This is a genomic window from Pseudobutyrivibrio ruminis (assembly GCF_015057245.1).
GTDB classification, from domain to species: Bacteria; Bacillota; Clostridia; order Lachnospirales; family Lachnospiraceae; genus Pseudobutyrivibrio; species Pseudobutyrivibrio ruminis_E.
Window position 1 is genome coordinate 1 of the sequence record NZ_SVET01000019.1, and the last position, 23681, is coordinate 23681.

Here is a 23681-nt window from a genome sequence, read left to right on the forward strand (position 1 = left end):
GCTGGTGATGATGAAGTAGGTCAGATGGTAGCTGACGCTATGGAAAAGGTTTCTAACGATGGTGTTATCACAATCGAGGAATCTAAGACAATGCAGACAGAGCTTGACCTTGTAGAAGGTATGCAGTTTGACAGAGGTTACATTTCAGCTTACATGTGCACAGACATGGACAAGATGGAAGCAAACCTTGATGATCCATATATTCTTATTACAGACAAAAAGATTTCTAACATTCAGGAACTCCTTCCACTTCTTGAGCAGGTTGTTCAGTCAGGTGCTAGACTTCTTATCATTGCTGAGGATATCGAGGGTGAGGCTCTTACAACTCTTATCCTTAACAAGCTTCGTGGAACATTCAACGTTGTTGCTGTTAAGGCTCCAGGATATGGTGACAGACGTAAGGAAATGCTTCAGGATATCGCAATCCTTACAGGTGGCCAGGTAATTTCTGAGGAAGTTGGTCTTGAGCTTAAGGATGCAACTCTTGAGCAGCTTGGTCGTGCTAAGTCTGTAAAGGTTAACAAGGAGAACACAGTTATCGTTGATGGTCTTGGTGATAAGGCTGCAATCGAGGCTCGTGTATCTCAGATTCGTGGACAGATTGATGAGACAACTTCAGAGTTCGATAAAGAAAAGCTTCAGGAAAGACTTGCTAAGCTTGCAGGTGGTGTTGCAGTTATCCGTGTAGGTGCTGCTACAGAAACAGAAATGAAGGAAGCTAAGCTTCGTATGGAAGATGCTCTTAATGCTACACGTGCTGCTGTAGAGGAAGGTATCATCCAGGGTGGTGGATCTGCTTACATCCACGTTCAGAAGGAAGTTGCAGCTCTTGCTGAGACACTTACTGGTGATGAGAAGACAGGTGCAAATGTTATCGTTAAGGCTCTTGAAGCTCCATTATTCTACATCGCTGCAAATGCAGGTCTTGAGGGATCTGTTATTATCAACAAGGTACGTGAGTCAGAAGTTGGTATTGGTTTCGATGCTTACAACGAAGAGTATGTAAACATGGTTAAGGCTGGAATCCTTGATCCTGTTAAGGTTACAAGAACAGCTCTCTTAAATGCTGCTTCTGTTGCTGCAACACTTCTTACAACAGAGTCTGTTGTTGCAGAAATTAAAGATCCTTCTGCTGATGCTGCAGCTGCCGCTGCTGCAGGTGCTGGCATGGGTGGAATGTACTAAAATTATGCTTTAGTTGTTTCTTTTCACCGCTGATTATGTTAGAATAATCAGCGGTGTTTTGTTTAACACAGAGTATTTTTTGAGGTGATTTATGAGCAAAGTTGCAATTCTTACAGATAGCAATAGTGGCATTACACAGGCACAGGCCAAGGACTATGGAGTTTTTGTTATACCTATGCCTTTTTATATTGATGGCGAGTTATATTACGAGGATATCGATTTAACTCAGAAACAGTTTTATGAGAAGCTTACACAGGGCGGCGAGATTACTACTTCAATGCCTATCACAGGAAATCTTATGGATACATGGGATAAGCTTCTTAAAGAGTATGATGAAATAGTTTATATTCCTATGTCTAGCGGATTATCTTCATCTTGCGCTACAGCAAAGATGCTGGCAGAGGATTACGATGGCAAGGTTGTAGTTGTAGATAACCAGCGTATCTCAGTTACACAGAAGCTCTCAGCACTTGAGGCTAAAAAGCTTGCCGATTTAGGAAAGAGTGCACAGGAAATCTGTGATGCTCTTATGGAAATCAAGTCTTTATCTACTATCTACATTACTGTAGATACACTAGAATACCTTAAAAAGGGCGGAAGACTTACTCCAGCAGTTGCTGCAATCGGTTCACTGTTAAAGATTAAGCCAGTACTTTCAATCTACGGAGAGAAGCTTGATAAGTATTCGATGGCTCGTACAGTTAAGGCAGCAAAGCAGACTATGATTGAAGCATTGAAAAAGGATATGCAAAATGTCCTTCATACAGACAATCTTGATGATGTTGTGATTTCTATAGCACATACACAGAATCAGGAAGCCGCAGAAAAATTTAAAGAAGAATTAGAAGCTGAATTCCCAGGCAAAGAAATCTGGATAGATCCGTTATCACTTTCAGTTTCATGTCACATTGGACCAGGCGCACTTGCTTGCACAGTGACTAAGAAATTGATTGATATAAATTAATTTAATTGTAATTTAGGAGGATTGTTATGGTTAAAGCAGTTGTAGGTGCCAATTGGGGCGATGAAGGCAAAGGAAAGATTACAGACATGATGGCAGCGAATGCTGATATCATTGTTCGTTTTCAGGGTGGTGCAAATGCAGGACACACTATCGTAAACAACTATGGTAAGTTCGCGCTTCACACATTACCTTCAGGTGTATTCTATAATCACACCACTAGCATCATTGGAAATGGCGTCGCATTGAATATTCCTATCCTTATCAAAGAGATTAACTCTATTGTAGAGAAAGGAGTACCAGCACCTCGCATTCTTGTGTCTGATAGAGCACAGATTGTTATGCCATATCACATCCTTTTTGATCAATACGAGGAAGAACGTCTTGGAAAGGCTTCTTTCGGTTCAACAAAGAGCGGTATTGCTCCTTTCTACTCAGATAAATACGCAAAAATCGGTTATCAGGTTCAGGAGCTTTTTGATGATGAGCTTTTGAAGGAAAAGGTTGTTCGTACATGTGATCAAAAGAATGTTCTGCTTGAGCATTTATATCACAAGCCACTCCTTAATCCAGAGGAGCTCCTTGAGACATTACATGAATACCGCGATATGATTGCACCATATGTTTGCGATACATCAGCATTCCTTTGGAATGCACTTAAAGAAAATAAGACTATCCTTCTTGAAGGCCAGCTTGGTACTTTGAAGGATCCAGACCATGGTATTTACCCAATGGTTACATCTTCATCAACACTTGCTCCATACGGTTGCATCGGTGCTGGTATTCCAGCACAGGAGCTTAAGCAGGTTGTTACAGTATGTAAGGCATACTCTTCAGCAGTAGGTGCAGGTGCATTCGTTTCTGAAATCTTCGGTGATGAAGCTGATGAGCTTAGACGTCGCGGAGGCGATGGTGGTGAGTTCGGTGCTACTACAGGTCGTCCACGTCGTATGGGATGGTTCGATTGCGTTGCTTCTAAGTACGGATGTAGAATGCAGGGTACAACAGATGTAGCATTTACAGTTGTTGATGTACTTGGATATCTTGATGAGATTCCTGTATGTGTTGGCTATGAAATCGATGGTGAGGTTACTACAGATTTCCCTGTTACTAGCAAGCTTGAAAAGGCTAAGCCAGTACTTAAGACACTTCCAGGATGGAAGACAGATATTCGTGGAATTAAGAAATACGAAGATCTCCCAGAGAACTGCAGAAACTACATTGAGTTTATTGAGAAGGAAATTGGATTCCCAATCACAATGGTTTCAAATGGTCCTGGAAGAGACGATATCATCTACAGATAATTATTTTGAAGCTGGAGCTTATGGCTCCGGCTTCTTTGTTTGTTAATACTTTTTTGTTATACTAAATGAAGAATATTTTCTTGGAGGAAATGATGAAGAAGTTTATTTCAAAGAATTATAAAGGCATATTTCTTGTGCTGGCCATTGTTTTGCTTATTGTGGTTTTGATTATTACTTTTAATTCTAAAAACCCAGCAAAAATGATACAAAATCTTGATGGCTCTGATGAACAGGCAGAAGTATTGGATGAAGCCAGCGAAATAGAAGATGAAGGCGATAATGTTATATTACTTGATAATGAAGAAGTTTATAGCTTCCAGATGACTGATAGTAATAATATTCTATTGACCTTTGAAAGAGATGGAGATGATTGGGTTTACACAGATGACCCTAGCATCGATATAAACGAAGATAGAATAGAAAAGCTGTTGAATTATATTACAGATGTTAGATTTGTAGACATAATTGCCAATGAGGATGAAGACGGAAATGGCGATGAATATGGCTTAAATCAGGATTCGCCTGTGTACATTATTAAGGATGCAAACGGCTATTCAACATTTATTTCGTTAGGTAAAACTGATGAAGAAACAGGACAGATTTATTTTGCATTGAATTATGATTTTTCTACTGTTTATGTAAATAGTGGAAAATTAGCAGGCGTTAATAAATATGCAATCGAAGATTTAATACAGTAACAGTTTAAAAAAGCCTATTTATACATAGTTTACATATTTTTATAGCTGTGTTATTATATATCGGTACGAAATTTACTGTAACTCAGGTTTTGGACACTCCGACCTTTTCCTTAGTTACGGCATATTAAAAGTTTTTAGGAGGTAGTTAAAATGATTACAAAAGAGAAGAAGCAGGCAATTATCAATGAGTATGCTAGAACAGCTGGTGACACAGGCTCTCCAGAGGTTCAGATCGCTGTTCTTACAGCTCGTATTTCTGAGCTCACAGAGCACCTTAAGGCTAACCCAGGTGACCATCATTCACGTCGTGGTATGATGAAGATGGTTGGTAAGAGAAGAAACCTTCTTGCATACCTTAAGAATACTGACATTGAGAGATATCGTTCAATCATTGAGCGTCTTGGCTTAAGAAAGTAATCTATAAGAGCGGAGTATTGCTTACTCCGCTCATTTTCTTATTTGTTTTTCGATTTCAAGCAAGATCCGAAGCCACTGAATTAGGAGAGTATAACTCTTCGTTTTCAGTAGTTTCGGGTTGATGCTTAAATAATAAAATATTTGAAGGAGAAAACCATGAAGACATTTACAATGGATTTGGCTGGTAGAACACTTCGTGTTGATATCGGCAGAGTTGCTGCACAGGCTAATGGAGCAGCATTTATTCAGTATGGTGAGACTACAGTTCTTTCAACTGCAACTGCATCAGACAAGCCTAGGGATGGTATCGATTTCTTCCCACTCTCTGTTGAGTTTGAAGAAAAGACATACGCTGTTGGTAAAATCCCTGGTGGTTTCAATAAGAGAGAGGGTAAGGCATCTGAGAACTCAGTTCTTACATCTCGTGTTATCGATAGACCTATGCGTCCACTTTTCCCAAAGGACTATCGTAATGACGTAACACTTAACAACATGGTTATGGCAGTAGATCCACAGTGCCGTCCTGAGCTTGTTGCTATGCTCGGTGCAGCTATTGCTACATGTATTTCAGATATCCCATTTGATGGCCCTTGCGCTATGACACAGATGGGTATGATTGATGGAGAGTTTATCGTAAACCCTTCACAGGAGCAGTGGGATAAGGGTGACCTTAAGCTTACAGTTGCTTCTACAAGAGAAAAGGTTATCATGATTGAAGCCGGCGCAAACATCATCCCAGAGGACAAGATGATTGAAGCTATCTACAAGTGTCATGATGTTAACCAGACAGTTATCGCATTCATCGACGAGATGGTTAAGGAATGCGGTAAGCCAAAGCATGAGTACACATCATGCGCAATTCCTGAGGAGCTCTTCGCAAAGATGAAGGAAATTGTTACTCCTGAGGAGATGGAAGGTGCTGTATTCACAGACGAGAAGCAGGTTCGTGAGGAGAATATCCGTCAGATCACTGAGCGTCTTGAAGAAGCATTTGCTGATAACGAAGAATGGCTTGCTGTTCTTGGCGAGGCAATTTATCAGTACGAGAAAAAGACAGTACGTAAGATGATTCTTAAGGATCACAAGCGTCCAGATGGTCGTGAGATCACACAGATTCGTCCACTTGCTGCAGAAGTAGATATTATTCCACGTGTTCACGGTTCATCTATGTTCACTCGTGGACAAACACAGATTTGCGATGTTGTAACTCTTGCTCCTCTTTCAGAGGCTCAGAAGATTGACGGTCTTGATGCTTTCGTTACTGAGAAGAGATACATGCATCACTACAACTTCCCTGCATACTCAGTAGGTGAGACAAAGCCTTCTAGAGGACCAGGACGTAGAGAAATTGGACACGGTGCACTTGCAGAGAGAGCACTTCTTCCAGTACTTCCTACACCAGAAGAATTCCCATATGCAATCCGTGCTGTATCTGAGACATTCGAGTCAAATGGTTCTACATCAATGGCTTCAACATGTGCTTCATGTATGTCACTTATGGCAGCTGGTGTACCTATCAAGGCTATGGTTGCTGGTATTTCTTGTGGTCTTGTTACAGGCGATACAGATGACGATTTCGTTCTTCTTACAGATATCCAGGGTCTTGAAGATTTCTTCGGAGACATGGACTTCAAGGTTACAGGTACAAAAGAAGGTATCACAGCTATTCAGATGGATATCAAGATTCACGGTCTTACACGTCCAATCGTTGAAGGTGCTATCGCTCGTTGCCGCGAGGCTAGATTCTTCATCATGGACAACTGCATGAGCAAGGCAATTGCTGAGCCACGTAAGGAAGTTGGAGAGTACGCTCCAAAGATTATCCAGCTTTCAATTGATCCTGAGAAGATTGGTGATGTTGTAGGTCAGCGTGGAAAGACAATCAACGAAATCATTGCTAGATGTGATGTTAAGATTGATATTACAGATGACGGAAACGTTTCAATCTGTGGTACAGATGCTGCAAAGATGGACGAGGCTAAGAGAATGATCGAAATCATTACAACTGATTTCGAGCAGGGCCAGATCCTTACAGGTAAGGTTGTAAGCATCAAAGAATTCGGTGCATTTATCGAGTTCGCTCCAGGCAAGGAAGGAATGGTTCACATTTCTAAGATTGCTAAGGAAAGAATTGACAGAGTAGAAGATGTTCTTACTCTTGGTGATACTGTTAAGGTTGTATGCCTTGGCAAGGACAAGATGGGACGCATCAGCTTCTCTATTAAGGATGTTCAGTAAAATTAGATTTTATTTGGCGCCTGACATTAGTCAGGCGCATTTTTTAAGGAAAAACTATGTTACTTAATGTTTCGCATATTTTTAAATCATTTGGTGAAGATGGCATTATAAAAGATGCCACTTTTACAGTAGATGAGGGTTCTAAAGTAGCTATCGTTGGTAACAACGGAACAGGAAAATCTACCCTATTAAAAATAATAGTTGGAGATTTACCAGCGGACAGTGGTGAAGTTACTCTTAAAAAAGATGCTACTATGGGCTATTTAGCTCAGTATCAGGAGGATTCCTTTGGTAGTAGCATTTTAGATACAGTACTTAGTGCACGTGAAGATTTGCTTTCCATGGAAAAACGTCTATCAGACATGGAAATGGAGATGTCAAACCTTGATAGTAAAGATGCTGCGACCTTTATGGAGAATTATCATAAGTTACAGCATCAATTTGATTTATTAGGTGGATATACATTCCGTTCGGAAGCTGTAGGTATATTAAAAGGCCTTGGCTTTGAAGGGGATGATTTAAATAAAAGCATGAATGAGCTTTCTGGTGGTCAGAAGACACGAGTTAGTTTGGGACGTCTTCTTGCATCATCGCCAGATTTGCTCTTATTAGACGAGCCTATAAACCATTTGGATTTGAATTCAATCGTGTGGTTGGAAGGATATTTATCTTCATATAAAGGCGCAGTTGTAATTGTTGCTCATGATCGATATTTCCTTGATAAAATTGTAGATCATGTTGTTGATTTATCCTACGGACGCACTAGTGTATATACAGGAAATTATACAGCTTTTTCTGAGCAAAAGGCTTTATATCAGCTCACATATGAGCGCAGCTATGAAAAACAGCAAAAGGAAATAGAACACCAGAAAGCTGTTATAGAAAAGCTTCAATCCTTCAACAGGGAAAAATCCATTAAAAGAGCTGAAAGCAGAAAGAAAATGCTTGATAAGATTGATATTATGGATGCCCCTGATAAGGATATGCCTAGAATGCGACTCACTCTTGAGGTGGAAAAGGAAAGTGGCAAGGATGTTTTAGATTTTTCTCATGTGACAAAATCGTATGATGATAAAAATATCTTTACAGACTTATCCTTTGAGGTTCATAAAGGGGATAGAATTGCCATTTTAGGTGATAATGGTACAGGAAAGACTACAATCCTTAAGTGTATCAATGGTCTTACAGATTTTGAATCAGGAGAGATTCGCTTTGGGGCAAATGTTACTGTTGGATATTATGACCAGGAGCAGCAAGGACTTACTGAGTCAAACACTATCTTCAGTGAGCTTCATGATGCATATCCATATCTTACAGAGACACAGGTTAGAAACACATTAGCTGCATTTATGTTTACAGAGGATGATGTTTTTAAACGCATTAGCGAGTTATCCGGTGGAGAGCGAGGACGTGTTTCTCTTGCAAAGCTTATGCTTTCTAAGTCTAATCTTTTAATCCTTGATGAGCCTACAAACCATTTGGACATGGATTCGAAAGAAATGCTCGAGGAAGCACTTAACGAATATGATGGAACTTTGCTTTATGTAAGTCACGATAGATATTTTGTTAACCGTACTGCAAATATGATTCTTGAACTTTCAGATGGTCATTTTACAAAGTACCTTGGCAATTACGATGATTATATTGCAAAGAAGGAACAACTTTCTGCAGCAAATGTTGTTTCAACCCAGGAATCTGTAGTAGATTCTAACGCTACAGCTGCAAAGCTTGATTTTAAAGAACAAAAGAGAATTGAGGCAGAAAAGAGAAAGCTTCAAAACAAAATCTCAAAAATCGAAGAAGAGATAGAAAAACTAGAAGAAAAAAAGGCAAAGATTCAAGACGAATTCTTAAAGCCAGAGAATATGACAAATTCTGCAAAACTCAACGAATTAACTGCAGAACAGAATGAAATAGATTCAAAATTGGAAGATTTATATTCTCAGTGGGAGGAGTTAAGTTTATCTTAAGCATTTATTAAGTCTTTGTTAAAATCTTGACATAGTTTTTGTGTGATTTTATAATTAAGATTGAAAATTGTAATTAGGAGGTATATGGTTTGGATAAACAGATTTCACAAGCAGTCATCAGAAGACTTCCTAGGTACTACAGATATTTGGGCGAACTTTTAGACGATGGTGTTGAAAGAATTTCATCTAATGATTTAAGTAAAAGAATGCATGTTACTGCATCTCAGATTAGACAGGATCTTAATAATTTTGGTGGCTTTGGCCAGCAGGGTTATGGCTATAATGTTGCTTATTTACATGATGAAATAGGAAATATCTTGGGAGTTAACGAAACACATAATGTTATCGTTATTGGCGCTGGTAACTTAGGCCAGGCTATTGCAGGTTATGTAAAATTTGAGCGTGTAGGTTTTAAGATTATTGGATTATTTGATGTTAATCCTGAGCTTAAAGGAAAATTGGTTAGAGACATTCCTGTTCAGATGCTTGATGAGCTTCCTGAGTTTATTAAGCATAATGATGTGGAAATAGCAGCTTTAACATTACCTAAGTCAAATGCAAGATCTACAGCATTAAAGCTTGTTTCTCTTGGCGTTCATGCTATTTGGAACTTTGCTCATGTTGATTTAGATGATATTCCTGATGTTATTATAGAAAATGTTCATTTATCAGATAGTTTAATGCAACTTTCTTATAACATTACTCAGCAGAAGTAGGTGAATGTATATGGCGGACAGGGATTTTACAACTGCCATTTCCAAAATCAAGGTTCCTATGCTTATTTTGGATCAGAAATGGCATAGACTTTTTGCATTAGGCGGAAAGCCAGAACAGGTTAAAGAGCTTGAAAAGCAGGAAAATGACTTACTTAAACGTGAGGCAGAGCTTAAAAAGGAGCTAAAAGACCTTAAAAAGGTCAAAGAGAATTTGATGGCTTCTGTTATGTCCAATATGGAAGGCACATCAGATTTAGTTTCAAAGAAGCTTGATGATGATAAAAGGCTTTTGGAAGAATGCAAAGAACGCATCGAATCTAACGAAGAAGAACTTAGTGGGCTTCCACAGCAGACAGATGATGTTAACCGAGAGTTGATGTTAGCTACCATGGATTATTGCTACGACAAGCTTCGTACCAATTCCACAGAAGCCGAGGAAATCACTAACTGGATTAAGGATGTAAGGGTTCAACTTAAGAAAAACGTTATTCGTAAGCATAATCGTGAGATTAACAATAAAGAGATTTATTCATACATGCATGATGTGTTTGGCATGGAAGTGCTAAATCTATTTGACATGCAGAATGGAGATTTCTATATTGGTACAATCGACGACAAGGGCGAGCCTGTAAAAACACCTGCGGACAAGCAGGATGAAAGCGACAAAACAGACCTTTCAGATATTCAGTTAGAAGAAGTTGATTTGGATGCTGTTTCCAAGGAATCAAAAGAAGATACAGAGGAAGCTGAGGCTTCACCAGAGGAATAGAATTCACTGTTTTTTAAAAGACTAAACACCATAATGTTTAGTCTTTTTCTTATATATATGGTATCATTATTAATGTGATAATTTACGTATTTCGAGAAAGGAGTATTTATGGAAGACGGGTCCAATCCCTATTTAATTATTTTTTTATTGGCTGTTATTGTTATTGAAGCAATAGGGCTTATTATTTTGTACAGAAGGTCTAAGCAGGAAAATATCACCGAGGAAGATGTTATTTCCCTTGTAAACGAGGGCCATGAGGATGGAAATATCCTTGCATCCGAGGCTGCTATGATACAGAACATCTTTGAGTTCTCTGATACCGATGCAAAGGATATCATGACTCACAGAAAAAGCATAGTGGCTGTAAATGGCGATAGTACCTTGCGTGAGGCTATAAACTTTATAAATGAGAATAATATGAGCCGTTATCCGGTTTATATTGAGGATTTAGACAATATCATAGGCATTTTGCATATTAAGGATTTACTCACATACTATGACAAGGACATTGATAATGTAAAAGTTAAGGATTTACACGAGCTTATGTCAGTGGCAGAGTTCGTTCCCGAAACCCATGGAATCAATACATTATTCGCCAAAATGCAGTCTAAAAAGCGCCATATGGTGATTGTAGTTGACGAATATGGACAGGTTTCCGGCTTACTTTCCATGGAGGATATTCTTGAGGAAATCGTTGGAAATATTGAGGATGAGCATGATGAGGAAGAAAACTCTATAGAGGTTAAGACAGAGGATTCGTTTGTGATGGATGGAGGAACTTCTCTTGAAGAGGTTGAAGAAATTCTTGGTACAAAGTTATCTGATGATTATGAAACTCTCAATGGATACTTAATTTCCTTAAATGGCAAGATTCCAGAAGACGGTAGTTCCTTTACTTTGGAGGACGATAATTACGTTTTTTATATTAAAAATGTATCCGATAAAGTCATAGATAGCGTATATGTTAGACGCAAAAGGCACGTTGAATAAAAGGCCGTGATTTGTTATAATTTTTTGAGATTTAGAATAGAAAAGAGGTAAATAATTTTATGTCAGGACATTCAAAGTTCGCAAATATTAAGCACAAAAAAGAAAAGAATGATGCTGCAAAGGGTAAGATTTTTACAATAATTGGTCGTGAGATCGCTGTAGCAGTTAAGGAAGGCGGCCCAGACCCTAATAATAATTCTAAGCTTCGTGATGTTATCGCTAAGGCTAAGGCTAACAACGTACCAAATGCAACAATTGAAAATGGTATCAAGAAGGCTGCTGGTAACGCAGATGCTGTAAATTACGAGTCTGTTACATACGAAGGATATGGTCCTAACGGTACAGCTATTATCGTTGACTGCCTTACAGACAATCGTAACCGTACAGCTGCTAACGTTCGTTCAGCATTTACAAAGGGCGGCGGAAGCATCGGTACACCAGGTTGCGTATCTTTCATGTTTGATAATAAGGGGCAGATTATCGTTTCTAAAGAGGATTGCTCTATGGAAGCTGATGATCTTATGATGATTGCACTTGATGCAGGTGCAGAAGATTTCTCTGAGGAAGAGGATTGCTTCGAAATCTATACAGCTCCAGAGGATTTCTCAGCAGTTAGAGAAGCTCTTGAGGCTGAAAACATTCCTATGGCTGATGCTGAGGTTACAATGATTCCTCAGACATACGTTGATCTTACAGATGAGCAGGATCTCTACAAAATCAACAAGATTCTTGATCTTCTTGATGATGACGATGATGTTCAGAACGTATATCACAACTGGAATGAATAAATAAAAATTGAGGGGTTTATAATTATGAATAAGATACTTTTCGCTGCTAGCGAGTGTGTACCATTTGTCAAAACCGGCGGATTGGCAGATGTTTGTGGAGCACTTCCTAAGGAATTCTCAAAGGAGTACTTTGATGTAAGGGTGGTCTTGCCATACTACACATTTATTCCAGAGAAATACAAGAAGGACTTCAAGTTTTTAACTAGCTTCCAAATGAACATGGGACCACTTGTAGGTACTAGATATGTTGGCATTTTTGAATATGAGTTAGATGGGGTTACTTACTACTTCATCGATAATCATGATTATTTCGATTGTTTCTATCCTTATTCTGAGGATAGATGGGATCTTGAAAAGTTTATATTCTTTGATAAGGCTGTTTTATCAATGCTTCCACTTATCGGATTCCAGCCAAATCTTATTCATTGTCATGATTGGCAGACAGGCTTTATTCCTGTTTATTTAAAGAATGATTTCCAGGGAGACCAGTTCTTCTGGGGAATGAAATCAGTCATGACTATTCACAACCTTAAGTTCCAGGGTATGTGGGACACTAAGACGGTAGCTGGTATTTCGGGCTTGTCTATGAATTTATTTACTCCAGATAAGCTTGAATACAAAAAATGCGGAAATATGCTTAAAGGTGGTCTTGTTTATGCAGACTATATCACAACAGTTTCTGCAACCTACTGTGACGAGATTCAGACCCCATACTATGGAGAGGGACTAGACGGCTTGCTTCGTGCTCGCCACTACGACATGCAGGGCATTGTTAATGGTATTGATAACGATGTATATGATCCTGCAAAGGACTCTAAAATCTACAAAAACTTTGATGTTTCTACATTCCGTAAAAACAAAAAGGTTAATAAGGCAAAGCTTCAGGCTGATTTAGGTCTTGAAGTTGATCCTAAGAAATACATGATTGGCCTTATTTCTAGACTTACTGATCAAAAGGGCCTTGATCTTATCAATTATTGCATAGAAGGAATAGTTGATGATTTTACTCAGCTTGTTGTCATTGGAACAGGCGAGTCAAAGTACGAGAATATGTTCAGGCATTATGCATGGAAATATCCAGAAAAGATTTCAGCTAACATTTGTTATGATGACAATCTTGCTCATAAGCTTTATGCGGCAGCGGACGCATTTTTGATGCCTTCACGATTTGAGCCATGCGGCTTGACACAGCTTATTTCATTTAGATATGGAACAGTTCCAATTGTTCGTGAGACAGGTGGTCTTAGCGATACAGTTGAAGCTTTTGACGAGTACAAAAAGACTGGAGACGGATTCTCATTTGCGAATTATAATGGAGATGAGCTTCTTAACACTGTAAATTACAGTAAGTTTGTATTTTTCGATAAAAAGACTCAGTGGAATAAAATGGTTGAGCGTGGTATGAACAAGAACTATTCTTGGGCTGTACAAAAAGAAAAATACGAAAATATTTACAACTATTTGATAGGTTAACAAATAGTAATTTACAAAAGAGAATAGCTTGACTATTCTCTTTTGATTGTAAGAGGTTATATATTGGCAACAAAAGGGACGAATAATTCTAAAAGAAAATCAAATAATTCCCGCAGAAACACTACTAAAAAAAGCAACAACAAATCTACTTCCACAAGAGCTAAAAAGGCTTCTATGGAGGTTGAATTTGAGGACCCATTTTTCGAGGATTCTTCAAAGGAAATTATCCTTTGGGGTTCTTTAGTGCTGTGCATTTTACTTTGCATTAGCAATGTTGGGCTTGGCGGAGTTGTAGGTAATGCCATTGCCGATTTCTTGTTTGGTATTTTTGGCATTATTCAGTTTATCTTGCCTTTTATGGTTGCATTTTCTGCATTTTTCATAATTTCTAATTATGGTAATAAGGTGGCAGTGGCAAAGGTTATTGCAGGTTCTGTTTTACTTATTTTTATTAGCGTATTTGTGGAGCTTATCATTCATGGGCAGGATGTATTAGGACCACTTTCTACATTTGAATATTCAAGGGATAACCACAATGGTGGTGGCCTTTTAGGTGGCGCCATCGTTTTTGGAATATATGATAGCTTCGGTTTGTTTGGAGCTTACTTAATAGATATTATCGCAATGGTTGTTTCAACCATCATCATTATTGAACGTTTCGCTTTCGATAGAGTGCAGCAATCATCTAGATATCATGCTGATAGGGCAGCTGCTAAAAGACGTGCTAGAAGAGAACGTCAGCTTATGGAACGTGAAGCAAATCAGACCAGATATAATTCTGACCGTCAGGCTATTATTGATAAAATAAACGAAGAAAAAGCTCTCGAGCTTGAGCAGATGAATCAAAAGGGTGGTTCAAGAAGAGAGAGAAAGCATTCTGGTGTTACTACAAACACAACACTTATGCCAGATTTTTCAGAGGCATCATTGTCTGCCGATGGCGTTAACGAAATCAAAATCAACATGGCAGAGGGAGAGTCTGATGTGGAAGTTACAAACACAAGCAGACATCGCCTTCGTTCCGGAGATAAAAAGTCTAAGAGCACACATTCTTTCAAGAATGTTACACCTCTTGTGGCTACAAACGAATCAGCTACATTTATTGAGCCAGAACAGCCAGTAGTGGTTGAGCCAAAGGTTGCTGTTGCACCTAAGCCAGTGGAGCCTGTTATTAATACTCCAGCTCCAACACCTGCTCCAGAGCCTACACCAGAGCCAGAAGCAGTTATGGAACCAGTGACTTCTACTAGAAAGCCTAAGCCATCGGCTTCTACTCAGGCAGAAATCGAAGATTCTTCAGAGTCTCTTAGAGCTTCTATTGAGTCAGATAAAAAGAAACCTAAGAAGCCATTTAAGCTTCCACCTATTTCATTACTTAAGGATGCTAAGAAGGGTGCAGGAGATTCTAGAGAGTATCTTCAGGAGATGGCTGGTAAGCTACAGCGTACACTTGGCAATTTTGGTGTTCAGGCTAATGTTACTGAGGTTACCTTGGGACCATCAGTTACTCGTTATGAGCTTGAAATCGCAGAGGGTACTAGAGTATCAAAGGTTGTAAACCTTTCTGATGATATTAAGCTTAATATGGCTGTTACCGACGTTCGTATAGAAGCCCCAATTCCTGGCAAATCTGCTATTGGTATTGAGGTTCCAAATAAAGAAAAGACAATGGTTTCTTTCAAAGAGCTTGTATCTTCGAAAGAATTCAAGAATGCTAAGTCAAAGATTTCCTTCTGCGTTGGAAAGGATATTTCTGGTAGCGTAGTTGTTGGAAATATTGAAAAGATGCCTCACCTTCTTATTGCAGGTGCTACAGGTTCTGGTAAATCAGTATGTATCAATACCATCATCATGAGTATCCTTTATCATGCCACACCTGATGAGGTTAAGATGATAATGGTTGATCCAAAGATGGTAGAGCTTTCTGTATACAATGGAATTCCTCACCTTCTTTTACCTGTTATTACTGACGCTAAAAAGGCGGCAGGAGCTCTTCATTGGGCTGTAAAGGAAATGACAGATAGATACGAGCTTTTGGCAGCGGCAGGAGTGCGTAATATCGAAGGATTCAACGAAAAAGTTGATTCTGATGCATTGCCTGAGTCTATACCAGAGGAAAAGCGTGTGAGAATGTCACAGCTTGTTATTATTCTGGATGAGGTTGCGGATCTTATGATGGTTGCTGCAGCCGATGTAGAAGATTCAATTGTTAGATTGGCTCAGCTTGCTAGAGCTGCAGGTATTCACTTGATTATCGCTACTCAAAAGCCTACTGTTAATGTTATTACTGGTCTTATCAAGGCGAATGTTCCTTCAAGAATTGCTTTCTCTGTTTCATCTGGAACAGATTCACGTGTTATTCTTGATATGAATGGTGCAGAGGATTTGCTTGGAAATGGTGATATGCTTTATGCTCCACAGAATCTTTCTAAGCCTATTCGTGTACAGGGTGCCTTTGTCAGTGATGATGAAGTTAGTGCAGTAGTGGATTTCCTTAAAAATAATAACGAAAATGCAGAATACGATTCGAATATAGAGGCTCAAATTCAAAACTCTGAGACTGGATCTGGTTCAGTGTCAATCTCTGGAGAACCTGATAATTCTAGAGATCAACTATTCAATGAAGCAGGTCGTCTTGTTATAGAAAATCAAAAGGGTTCTATTGGCTATCTTCAAAGAAACTTTAGGATAGGCTTTAATAGGGCGGCACGTATCATGGATCAGCTTGCGGAAGCAGGCGTTGTTGGTCCTGAAATGGGTACTAAACCTAGAGAAATACGCATGTCCATTTCAGAGTTTGAAGAACTAATAAAAGCAAATTAAAAGGGAGTCATTTCAAATGAAGTCAGACATTCAAATCGCTCAGGAAGCACAAATGGTCAATATCAAGGAGGTAGCCGCTTCACTTGATATCAGGGAGGATGATTTAGAGTTTTATGGAAAATATAAGGCTAAATTATCTGATGAATTGTTATCCGAAATTCAGGGTAATAAAGACGGCAAGCTTGTGCTTGTAACTGCAATCAATCCAACACCAGCTGGAGAAGGAAAAACTACAACTTCTGTTGGCTTAGGTCAGGCAATGGGAGTTCTTGGTAAGAAGGCATGTCTTGCCCTTAGAGAGCCTTCACTTGGACCTTGCTTTGGTATCAAAGGTGGTGCCGCAGGTGGTGGATATGCTCAGGTTGTTCCAATGGAAGACTTGAACCTTCACTTTACTGGTGATTTTCATGCTATTACATCTGCAAATAATTTGCTTGCAGCTATGCTTGATAATCACATTCAGCAGGGTAATTCACTAGGAATTGATCCTAGACAGATTGTATGGAAGCGATGTCTTGATATGAATGACAGAGCCCTTAGAAATATTGTCGTAGGTCTTGGAGCAAAGGCAGATGGAATGGTTCGAGAGGATCATTTTGTTATTACAGTAGCCTCTGAAATCATGGCTATTCTTTGCCTTGCAAACGACATGAAAGATTTGAAAGAGCGACTTGGAAGAATCATTGTTGCTTATAGTTTTGACGGAAAGCCTGTTACTGCTAATGATTTACAGGCTACAGGCGCTATGGCAGCCCTGCTTAAGGATGCCTTAAAGCCTAATATGATTCAGACACTTGAGCACACACCAGCTATAGTTCATGGTGGCCCATTTGCAAATATTGCACATGGATGCAACTCTGTTAGAGCTACAAAGGCTTCAATGAAGCTTGCAGATATCACAATTACTGAGGCTGGTTTCGGTGCTGATCTTGGTGCTGAAAAGTTTTTTGATATCAAGTGTAGAATGGCAGGCTTGAAGCCTGATGCTGTTGTTTTAGTGGCAACTGTTCGTGCTTTAAAATATAATGGTGGTGTTCCTAAAACAGAGCTTACTACAGAAAACTTAGATGCTTTAAAGAAGGGTATTGTTAACCTTGAAAAGCATATTGAAAACCTTCAGAAATATAATGTACCAGTAGTAGTTACTCTTAACTCATTTATTACTGATACAGAAGCAGAGACTAACTTCGTTAGAGAATTCTGCGAGTCTCGTGGATGTGAATTTGCTCTTTCTGAGGTTTGGGAGAAAGGTGGACAAGGCGGCGTAGAGCTTGCAAAGAAGGTTCTTTATGTTCTAGAAAATAAAGAAAGCAATTTCAAGCCACTTTACGATGATTCACTTTCACTTAAAGATAAGATTAAAACCGTTGCAACAGAGATTTACGGCGCAAAGGATGTGGCATACTCAGCTGCAGCTGAACGCGAATTAAAGAGAATAGAAGAGCTTGGAATGGGAGATTTCCCAGTATGTATGGCAAAGACTCAGTATTCATTATCTGATGATGCTACTAAGCTTGGCCGTCCAACAGATTTCACTTTAAATGTTCGCGAAGTATATGCTTCAGCTGGCGCAGGTTTTGTAGTTGCTGTAACAGGAAGCATTATGACAATGCCAGGCCTTCCAAAACAGCCAGCTGCCAACAATATCGATGTTACTGACGATGGAGTAATTACAGGATTGTTCTAAAATGAAATGTAAAAAATGTGGAGCTGAAATTGAAAATGGTCTTATGTACTGCCCATCATGTGGGGAGTCTATTCAGCTTGTGCCTGATTACAATGTTTTAGAAGAAGAATTACTTTCAAAAGTTGTAGAAGATAAAAACAAATCAAAGGATGATAAGTTTGCTACAGGTGTTTATCAAATTCAAGAAGAAGCACCTGCTGCAAACACACCATCCAAGACTCAACCTCAACCAAAGCCTGAGCCAAAGGTTTTTACCAAAAAGATAAAGGCATTTCTTTTGGTAGCGTGCTTGCTTGTTGCCATAATAGGTGTTTGTATGTTTATTCCTTATATGGGTGCGCATACTTATGACAATATTATGAATCAAGCAGTGGATGCAGAATCTAATGAGCAATATGCAAAGGCTTTAGGTTACTATGAAGAGGCATATGAAATCGACCCTACATCATTCGAGGTTATTTATGGCTTAGGACGTATGTATTACATGGTTAAGGATTATGATGACGCTATAGAGATGCTTTATCTTGCACTGGATAGCGATCCTACCAATAAAAAAATATATACATATCTTCTCAATGCTTTATATGCAAATGGTGATATGGATGGAATCTCAGCCTTGCTGGAAACATCACCTAGTGATGAAATTACAGATATGATTAATTCATATTTTCTTTCAGCACCTACTTTCAACTTAGCTGGTGGTAATTATGAAGAGGATCTTCTTATCCAGATTACTGTTAGCGGAGATTATAAAATCTTTTACACCTTGAATGGTAAAAGCCCAATTACTACAGGCAAACAATACACAAAACCAATACCTTTAACTGAGGGGACTACAGAAATAAAGGCTGTAGCACAAAATGATGCAGGAGAATACTCTGATATTGTTAGTGCTACATACACTATTACTTACCCTGAAGTTGAGGAACCAGAAGAAAGTACGGGAGAGGATGTGACAATTGATGTTACTAACTAATTTATGTTTAACAGAATGTTCACAAGATTTCCGAATTTTTTACATAATTAATTAGTATCATTACATCATCTCATTAAGAGATACATTTTTCATAACATTATTCTCCCTTTGAAAGACACGTCACCGCAGGCGTGTCTTTTATGTTGTCTAAATCATTCAAATGGGCTAAAATATAACCTATGAATGTTAAAATTCTATGCGTAGGTAAAATCAAAGAAAAATTCTTTAGAGATGCAATTTCAGAGTACTCAAAGAGGCTCTCGAAATACTGCAATTTAGAGATAATAGAGGTCTCTGATGAAAAGACATCAGAGAATGCATCTGATACTGAAATATCACTTGTAAAATCCAAAGAAGGCGAAAGAATTTTAAAGCACATTAAAGAAAAAGATTTTGTTATTGCCCTTGCAATACTTGGAAAGCAACTGGATTCTGTTGCTTTTTCTAAATATATAGAGAATCTTGGAATCTCTGGACACAGCAGTATAGCTTTCGTTATTGGCGGCTCTTTGGGGCTTTCTGATGAAGTTATGAAGCGCAGTGATTATCAAATTTCTTTTTCTGAGATGACTTTCCCTCATCAATTAATGCGCGTGGTTTTACTTGAGCAGATATATCGGGGAATGCGAATTATGAATAACGAGCCTTATCACAAATAGGCAATAAATATAAGGGGTTTTGTTACTATGAGAATGTACGACTTAATTGAAAAAAAGAAACTTGGAGAGGAGCTTTCTACCCAGGAGATTTATCATATTGTTAATGGATATACAAATGGTGAGATACCTGATTATCAGATTTCTGCACTTCTTATGGCTATCTATTTTAGAGGCATGAATGTTAGAGAACGCTATGATCTTACTATGGCTATGCGCGATTCTGGCGATATTCTTGATTTGTCTTCAATCGATGGTGTTAAAATTGATAAACACTCTACAGGTGGTGTTGGCGACAAGGTTACACTTGTCCTTGGACCAATCATCGCATCTATTGGTGTGCCTGTTGCAAAGATGAGTGGTAGAGGCTTAGGCCATACTGGCGGTACTATTGATAAGCTTGAAGCTTTTCCTGGTTTCAATGGAGCTCTTTCTGAGGAGGCCTTCATTAATCAGGTTAATAATATTAAAATCGCAGTTACTGGTCAGTCTAAAAATCTTGCTCCTGCAGATAAAAAGCTTTATGCACTTAGAGACGTTACAGCCACAGTTGATGAGATTTCTCTTATCACAGGTTCTATCATGTCTAAAAAGCTTGCTGCCGGTACAGATGCTATCGTTCTTGATGTTACAGTTGGTGATGGCGCCTTCATGAAGACAAAGGAAAAGGCATTAGAGCTTGCAAAATCTATGGTTGATATTGGTAAGCGTGCAGACAAGAAAATCGCTGCAGTTCTTACAAATATGGATGAGCCACTTGGTTTTGCAGTAGGAAACAATCTCGAAGTTATTGAAGCAATCAATGCCTTAAAGGGAAATGGTCCAGAGGACTTAATGGAAGTTGTTTATGAACTTGGTTCTCAGATGATTGTTTTCTCAGAAATTGAGACTGATAAAGCTAAAGCTAGAAAGCTTATGGAAAATGCAGTAGCAGATGGTAGTGCATTTAATAAATTTGTTGAGTTCATTCAGGCGCAAGGTGGCGATTCAAGCTTTGCAACTGATATTAGTAAATTTGAGCCGGCTAAATATATCGTTCCAGTTGAGGCTCAGGCTGATGGATATGTTCACGCACTTAAAGCAGAGGCATTTGGTCTTGCTTCTATGTCTCTTGGTGGAGGCCGCGAGACATTCGAGGATGTTATTGATATGGCTGTTGGTATTGTTCTCAACAAAAAGGTTGGGGATGAAATTAAAAAGGGCGAGCCTATCTGCTATATCCACGCAAATGATGAGAGCAAAATCAAAAATGCTATGGAGATGATTAACTCAGCTACAGTTATTGCTCCAGAAAAATGTAACCACATGGACTTGATTATCGATATTGTTGAATAAAATGAGCGATTTTTCTTTAAGTATTAGTATTCCGGCTGAGCACATCGACAATATTTTTGGCCAGTTTGATAAAAACATCAAAACCATAGAAAAGGGCATGGGAATTTCCTTCATTCTTAGGGATGATGTTATCAAAGTAGTAGGTGAAAAATCCCATGTTGAACATGGAATCGTTGTTGTGGATGAGCTTTTATCCCTTTCAAAAAAGGGCAGTATTATAACTACACAGGATGTTAATTATATTATGTCAATTGAGCAGGAAAAAATAGAAAATCATGATGTTTCAGAAGCTAGAGGCGAGATAATTTGCCATACAACCACAGGTAAGCCTGTAGCTCCTAAGACACTAGGACAAAAGAAATATGTAGATGCAATCACTAACAACATGATTGTATTTGGCGTGGGCCCAGCAGGTACTGGTAAAACATATCTTGCTATGGCAAAGGCTATTACAGCCTTTAAAAACGAGGAGGTTTCTAGAATCATTCTTACTCGTCCAGCTATTGAGGCAGGAGAGAAGCTAGGTTTCCTTCCAGGAGATTTACAAAGCAAAGTCGACCCTTATCTTAGACCATTATATGATGCTCTGTATCAGATAATGGGTGCTGAAGCATTTCAGCGCAACATGGAAAAGGGACTTATAGAAGTAGCCCCTCTTGCTTATATGAGAGGCCGTACATTGGATAATGCCTTTATCATTTTGGATGAGGCACAAAATACTACGCCAGCCCAAATGAAAATGTTCCTTACAAGAATTGGCTTCGGTTCAAAGGCTGTAATCACAGGTGATAAGACTCAGAAGGATTTACCTACAGGAGTTAAATCAGGTCTTGATGATGCCATGGCAGTTTTGAAGAACATTGATGATATAAAGATTTGCAATCTTGATGCGAAGGACGTTGTTAGACATCCACTTGTTCAAAAGATTGTAAATGCGTATGAAGTACACGACAAAAAATTACAAAGCAAGAATAAAAAGGCGAAATAATGAAATGGACTAATCGTTTTTCCACTACAAGATTATTGTATGCAATAGGCATGGCGTTTGTTTTTATTATTGCCAACACTTTAATGTGTTCCTTTGCCTCTGTACTTATGGACAAATATATTTGCTTAGTTGCAATTAATATTTGTTTCTTTTGCTTACAGTTTTTACTTATCATCAGAAGACGTTTAGAGCAAAAGCTTCCAGAAAAAAACTATATATCCTACGGAAAAATGACATTCGTAATTTTAGTAGAATGGGTTTTGACTATCGCTATGTCGTTGTGGGCGCCTGATTTTTTTGCTCCATTCATAGTGCTTCCGATTATTGCCAGTAGTGTTTTTGAGGATAGCCTTTCAAATGCGTTCAGTCTTTATTTGGTGGTGCTTACATCTCTTTGTTGGGATTACAATAGTTACACTATTCTTTGTTATATTACGCTGATTCTTTTTGGCGGTGTGCTATCCGCATTTCTTAGAAAAGGAGAGACACTTCAAAAGTTGTATGCGCTAATTATGGTTTTTGCAATTACAACACTAGTGTCTATAGTTTTTTATTACTTTAATTATCTTGAGTTATCATTTTCAGTGTTATTTTATGGCTTGATTGATGGCGTGGTGGCATGCTTAATTATAGCGGCTATCTTCCCGGTAATTAGCAGATTCGTGGATAGAGAACAGGTATTGATATATGACACCTTCTTGGATCCGGATTACACTTTATGCAATGAAATCCGCAAGCTATCCTACATCGAATACCAGCATGCAATGAGACTTTCAAGATTATCTAGAAAGTGTGCCGCAGCAATTAATGCCAACGAAAATCTTGCTGCTTGCGCAGGACTTTATTATCGCCTTGGAAAAATCGAAGGTGAGCCAATGATTGATAACGCAATCAAAATTGCAAATAATCATTGTTTCCCAGCTGAGGTTATTCAAATCCTGGCTGAGTATGGCGGAATAGTTATTTTGCCTAGCTCAAAAGAATCGGCCATTGTTCATATGGTGGATTCAGTTGTTACAAAGGTAGAGCTTTTTGATTCTGATTCAATGAGCAGTAGTTGGAATCAAAATATGGTTATATATCAAACTATTAATGAGCTTTCACAAAAAGGCTTCTACGACAACTCAGGACTGACCATGAATCAGTTCTTGAAGATTCGTGAGATTTTAGCAAATGAGGATATTTTAGCATGACAATTTTAATGGAAAGCGAAACAGAAGTTGATTTCGACTTCGATTACGAGAAAGTTGCAAAAGATGTGGTGAATACTGCTTTGGATTATATGGAATTTCCTTTTGAAACCGAAGTAAGCATCACTCTGACAGACAACGATGGTATACAGGTAATCAATAAAGAATTCAGAGGTATTGATTCACCTACCGATGTATTATCATTCCCAATGATTGAGTATGAAAATCCTGGTGATTTTTCAAAAATAGAAGAGAATGATGATTTATTTAACCCTGAGACAGGAGAAGTAATTCTTGGAGATATAGTTCTTAATATTCCCCGCATTCATGCGCAAGCAGAGGAATATCAGCATTCAAATCTCAGAGAGTATGCTTTTCTTATAGCCCATAGTATGTTACATTTAATGGGGTTTGATCACATGACAGAGGAGGAAGCTTCTGTTATGGAACAAAAACAAAGGGAGATATTAAACATACTAAATATTTCTCGAGATTAATGAAAAGGAGACACTAATCT

General features: G+C 38.5%; 20 protein-coding genes. All 20 read left to right on the top strand.

The annotated features are described in order from the left end of the window. The coding region (gene groEL, locus E7274_RS12365) for a chaperonin GroEL (RefSeq protein WP_304176295.1) at positions 1–1185 on the top strand (1185 nt) is incomplete at its 5' end. Positions 1186–1276: 91 nt separating this feature from the next. Further along, complete coding sequence (locus tag E7274_RS12370) at positions 1277–2149, top strand: DegV family protein (RefSeq protein ID WP_304176297.1); 873 nt, start codon at positions 1277–1279, stop codon at positions 2147–2149. A 26-nt stretch (positions 2150–2175) separates the two neighbouring features. Next, entirely contained in the window at positions 2176–3450 is a 1275-nt protein-coding gene (locus E7274_RS12375; RefSeq protein WP_044934328.1) for an adenylosuccinate synthase, read from the top strand. Positions 3451–3542: 92 nt separating this feature from the next. Then, positions 3543–4148, top strand: coding sequence for a DUF4340 domain-containing protein (locus E7274_RS12380; protein WP_304176298.1), 606 nt, complete (start codon positions 3543–3545; stop codon positions 4146–4148). Between the two features lie 150 nt (positions 4149–4298). After that, positions 4299–4565 (top strand): 30S ribosomal protein S15, encoded by a 267-nt coding sequence (gene rpsO, locus E7274_RS12385; protein ID WP_028247035.1) that lies wholly within the window; start codon positions 4299–4301, stop codon positions 4563–4565. A 156-nt stretch (positions 4566–4721) separates the two neighbouring features. Next, on the top strand, positions 4722–6803 hold the full coding sequence (locus E7274_RS12390) for a polyribonucleotide nucleotidyltransferase (RefSeq protein ID WP_044934332.1): 2082 nt from the start codon (positions 4722–4724) through the stop codon (positions 6801–6803). A gap of 56 nt (positions 6804–6859) precedes the next feature. Further along, complete coding sequence (locus E7274_RS12395; RefSeq protein WP_304176300.1) at positions 6860–8773, top strand: ABC-F family ATP-binding cassette domain-containing protein; 1914 nt, start codon at positions 6860–6862, stop codon at positions 8771–8773. Positions 8774–8862: 89 nt separating this feature from the next. After that, entirely contained in the window at positions 8863–9489 is a 627-nt protein-coding gene (locus tag E7274_RS12400) for a redox-sensing transcriptional repressor Rex (RefSeq protein ID WP_033154065.1), read from the top strand. Positions 9490–9499: 10 nt separating this feature from the next. Further along, positions 9500–10258: a hypothetical protein gene (locus E7274_RS12405; RefSeq protein WP_304176302.1), complete on the top strand. Its 759-nt coding sequence runs from the start codon at positions 9500–9502 to the stop codon at positions 10256–10258. A gap of 108 nt (positions 10259–10366) precedes the next feature. After that, entirely contained in the window at positions 10367–11248 is an 882-nt protein-coding gene (locus E7274_RS12410) for a hemolysin family protein (RefSeq protein ID WP_304176304.1), read from the top strand. Positions 11249–11307: 59 nt separating this feature from the next. Further along, positions 11308–12036 carry a YebC/PmpR family DNA-binding transcriptional regulator gene (locus E7274_RS12415; protein ID WP_033154067.1) on the top strand — a complete coding sequence of 243 codons (729 nt, stop codon included), beginning with the start codon at positions 11308–11310 and terminating at the stop codon, positions 12034–12036. A 24-nt stretch (positions 12037–12060) separates the two neighbouring features. After that, complete coding sequence (locus tag E7274_RS12420; protein ID WP_304176306.1) at positions 12061–13509, top strand: glycogen synthase; 1449 nt, start codon at positions 12061–12063, stop codon at positions 13507–13509. A 63-nt stretch (positions 13510–13572) separates the two neighbouring features. After that, positions 13573–16332, top strand: coding sequence for an FtsK/SpoIIIE family DNA translocase (locus E7274_RS12425; protein WP_304176308.1), 2760 nt, complete (start codon positions 13573–13575; stop codon positions 16330–16332). 16 nt (positions 16333–16348) lie between these two features. Beyond that, entirely contained in the window at positions 16349–18019 is a 1671-nt protein-coding gene (locus E7274_RS12430) for a formate--tetrahydrofolate ligase (protein ID WP_304176310.1), read from the top strand. A 1-nt stretch (position 18020) separates the two neighbouring features. Continuing rightward, the gene (locus tag E7274_RS12435; RefSeq protein WP_304176312.1) at positions 18021–18995 is read left to right on the top strand and encodes an FN3 associated domain-containing protein; all 975 of its coding nucleotides are present in this window, start codon (positions 18021–18023) and stop codon (positions 18993–18995) included. Between the two features lie 179 nt (positions 18996–19174). Beyond that, on the top strand, positions 19175–19654 hold the full coding sequence (gene rlmH, locus E7274_RS12440; RefSeq protein WP_044934340.1) for a 23S rRNA (pseudouridine(1915)-N(3))-methyltransferase RlmH: 480 nt from the start codon (positions 19175–19177) through the stop codon (positions 19652–19654). Between the two features lie 27 nt (positions 19655–19681). Further along, positions 19682–20986 (top strand): pyrimidine-nucleoside phosphorylase, encoded by a 1305-nt coding sequence (locus E7274_RS12445; protein ID WP_304176314.1) that lies wholly within the window; start codon positions 19682–19684, stop codon positions 20984–20986. 1 nt (position 20987) lies between these two features. Further along, complete coding sequence (locus E7274_RS12450) at positions 20988–21974, top strand: PhoH family protein (protein ID WP_044934344.1); 987 nt, start codon at positions 20988–20990, stop codon at positions 21972–21974. Next, entirely contained in the window at positions 21974–23167 is a 1194-nt protein-coding gene (locus E7274_RS12455; RefSeq protein WP_304176316.1) for a hypothetical protein, read from the top strand. The genes E7274_RS12450 and E7274_RS12455 overlap by 1 nt, the downstream gene beginning before the upstream one ends. Beyond that, complete coding sequence (gene ybeY / locus E7274_RS12460; RefSeq protein ID WP_304176318.1) at positions 23164–23661, top strand: rRNA maturation RNase YbeY; 498 nt, start codon at positions 23164–23166, stop codon at positions 23659–23661. The genes E7274_RS12455 and ybeY overlap by 4 nt, the downstream gene beginning before the upstream one ends. The last annotated feature ends 20 nt before the right edge of the window (positions 23662–23681 follow it).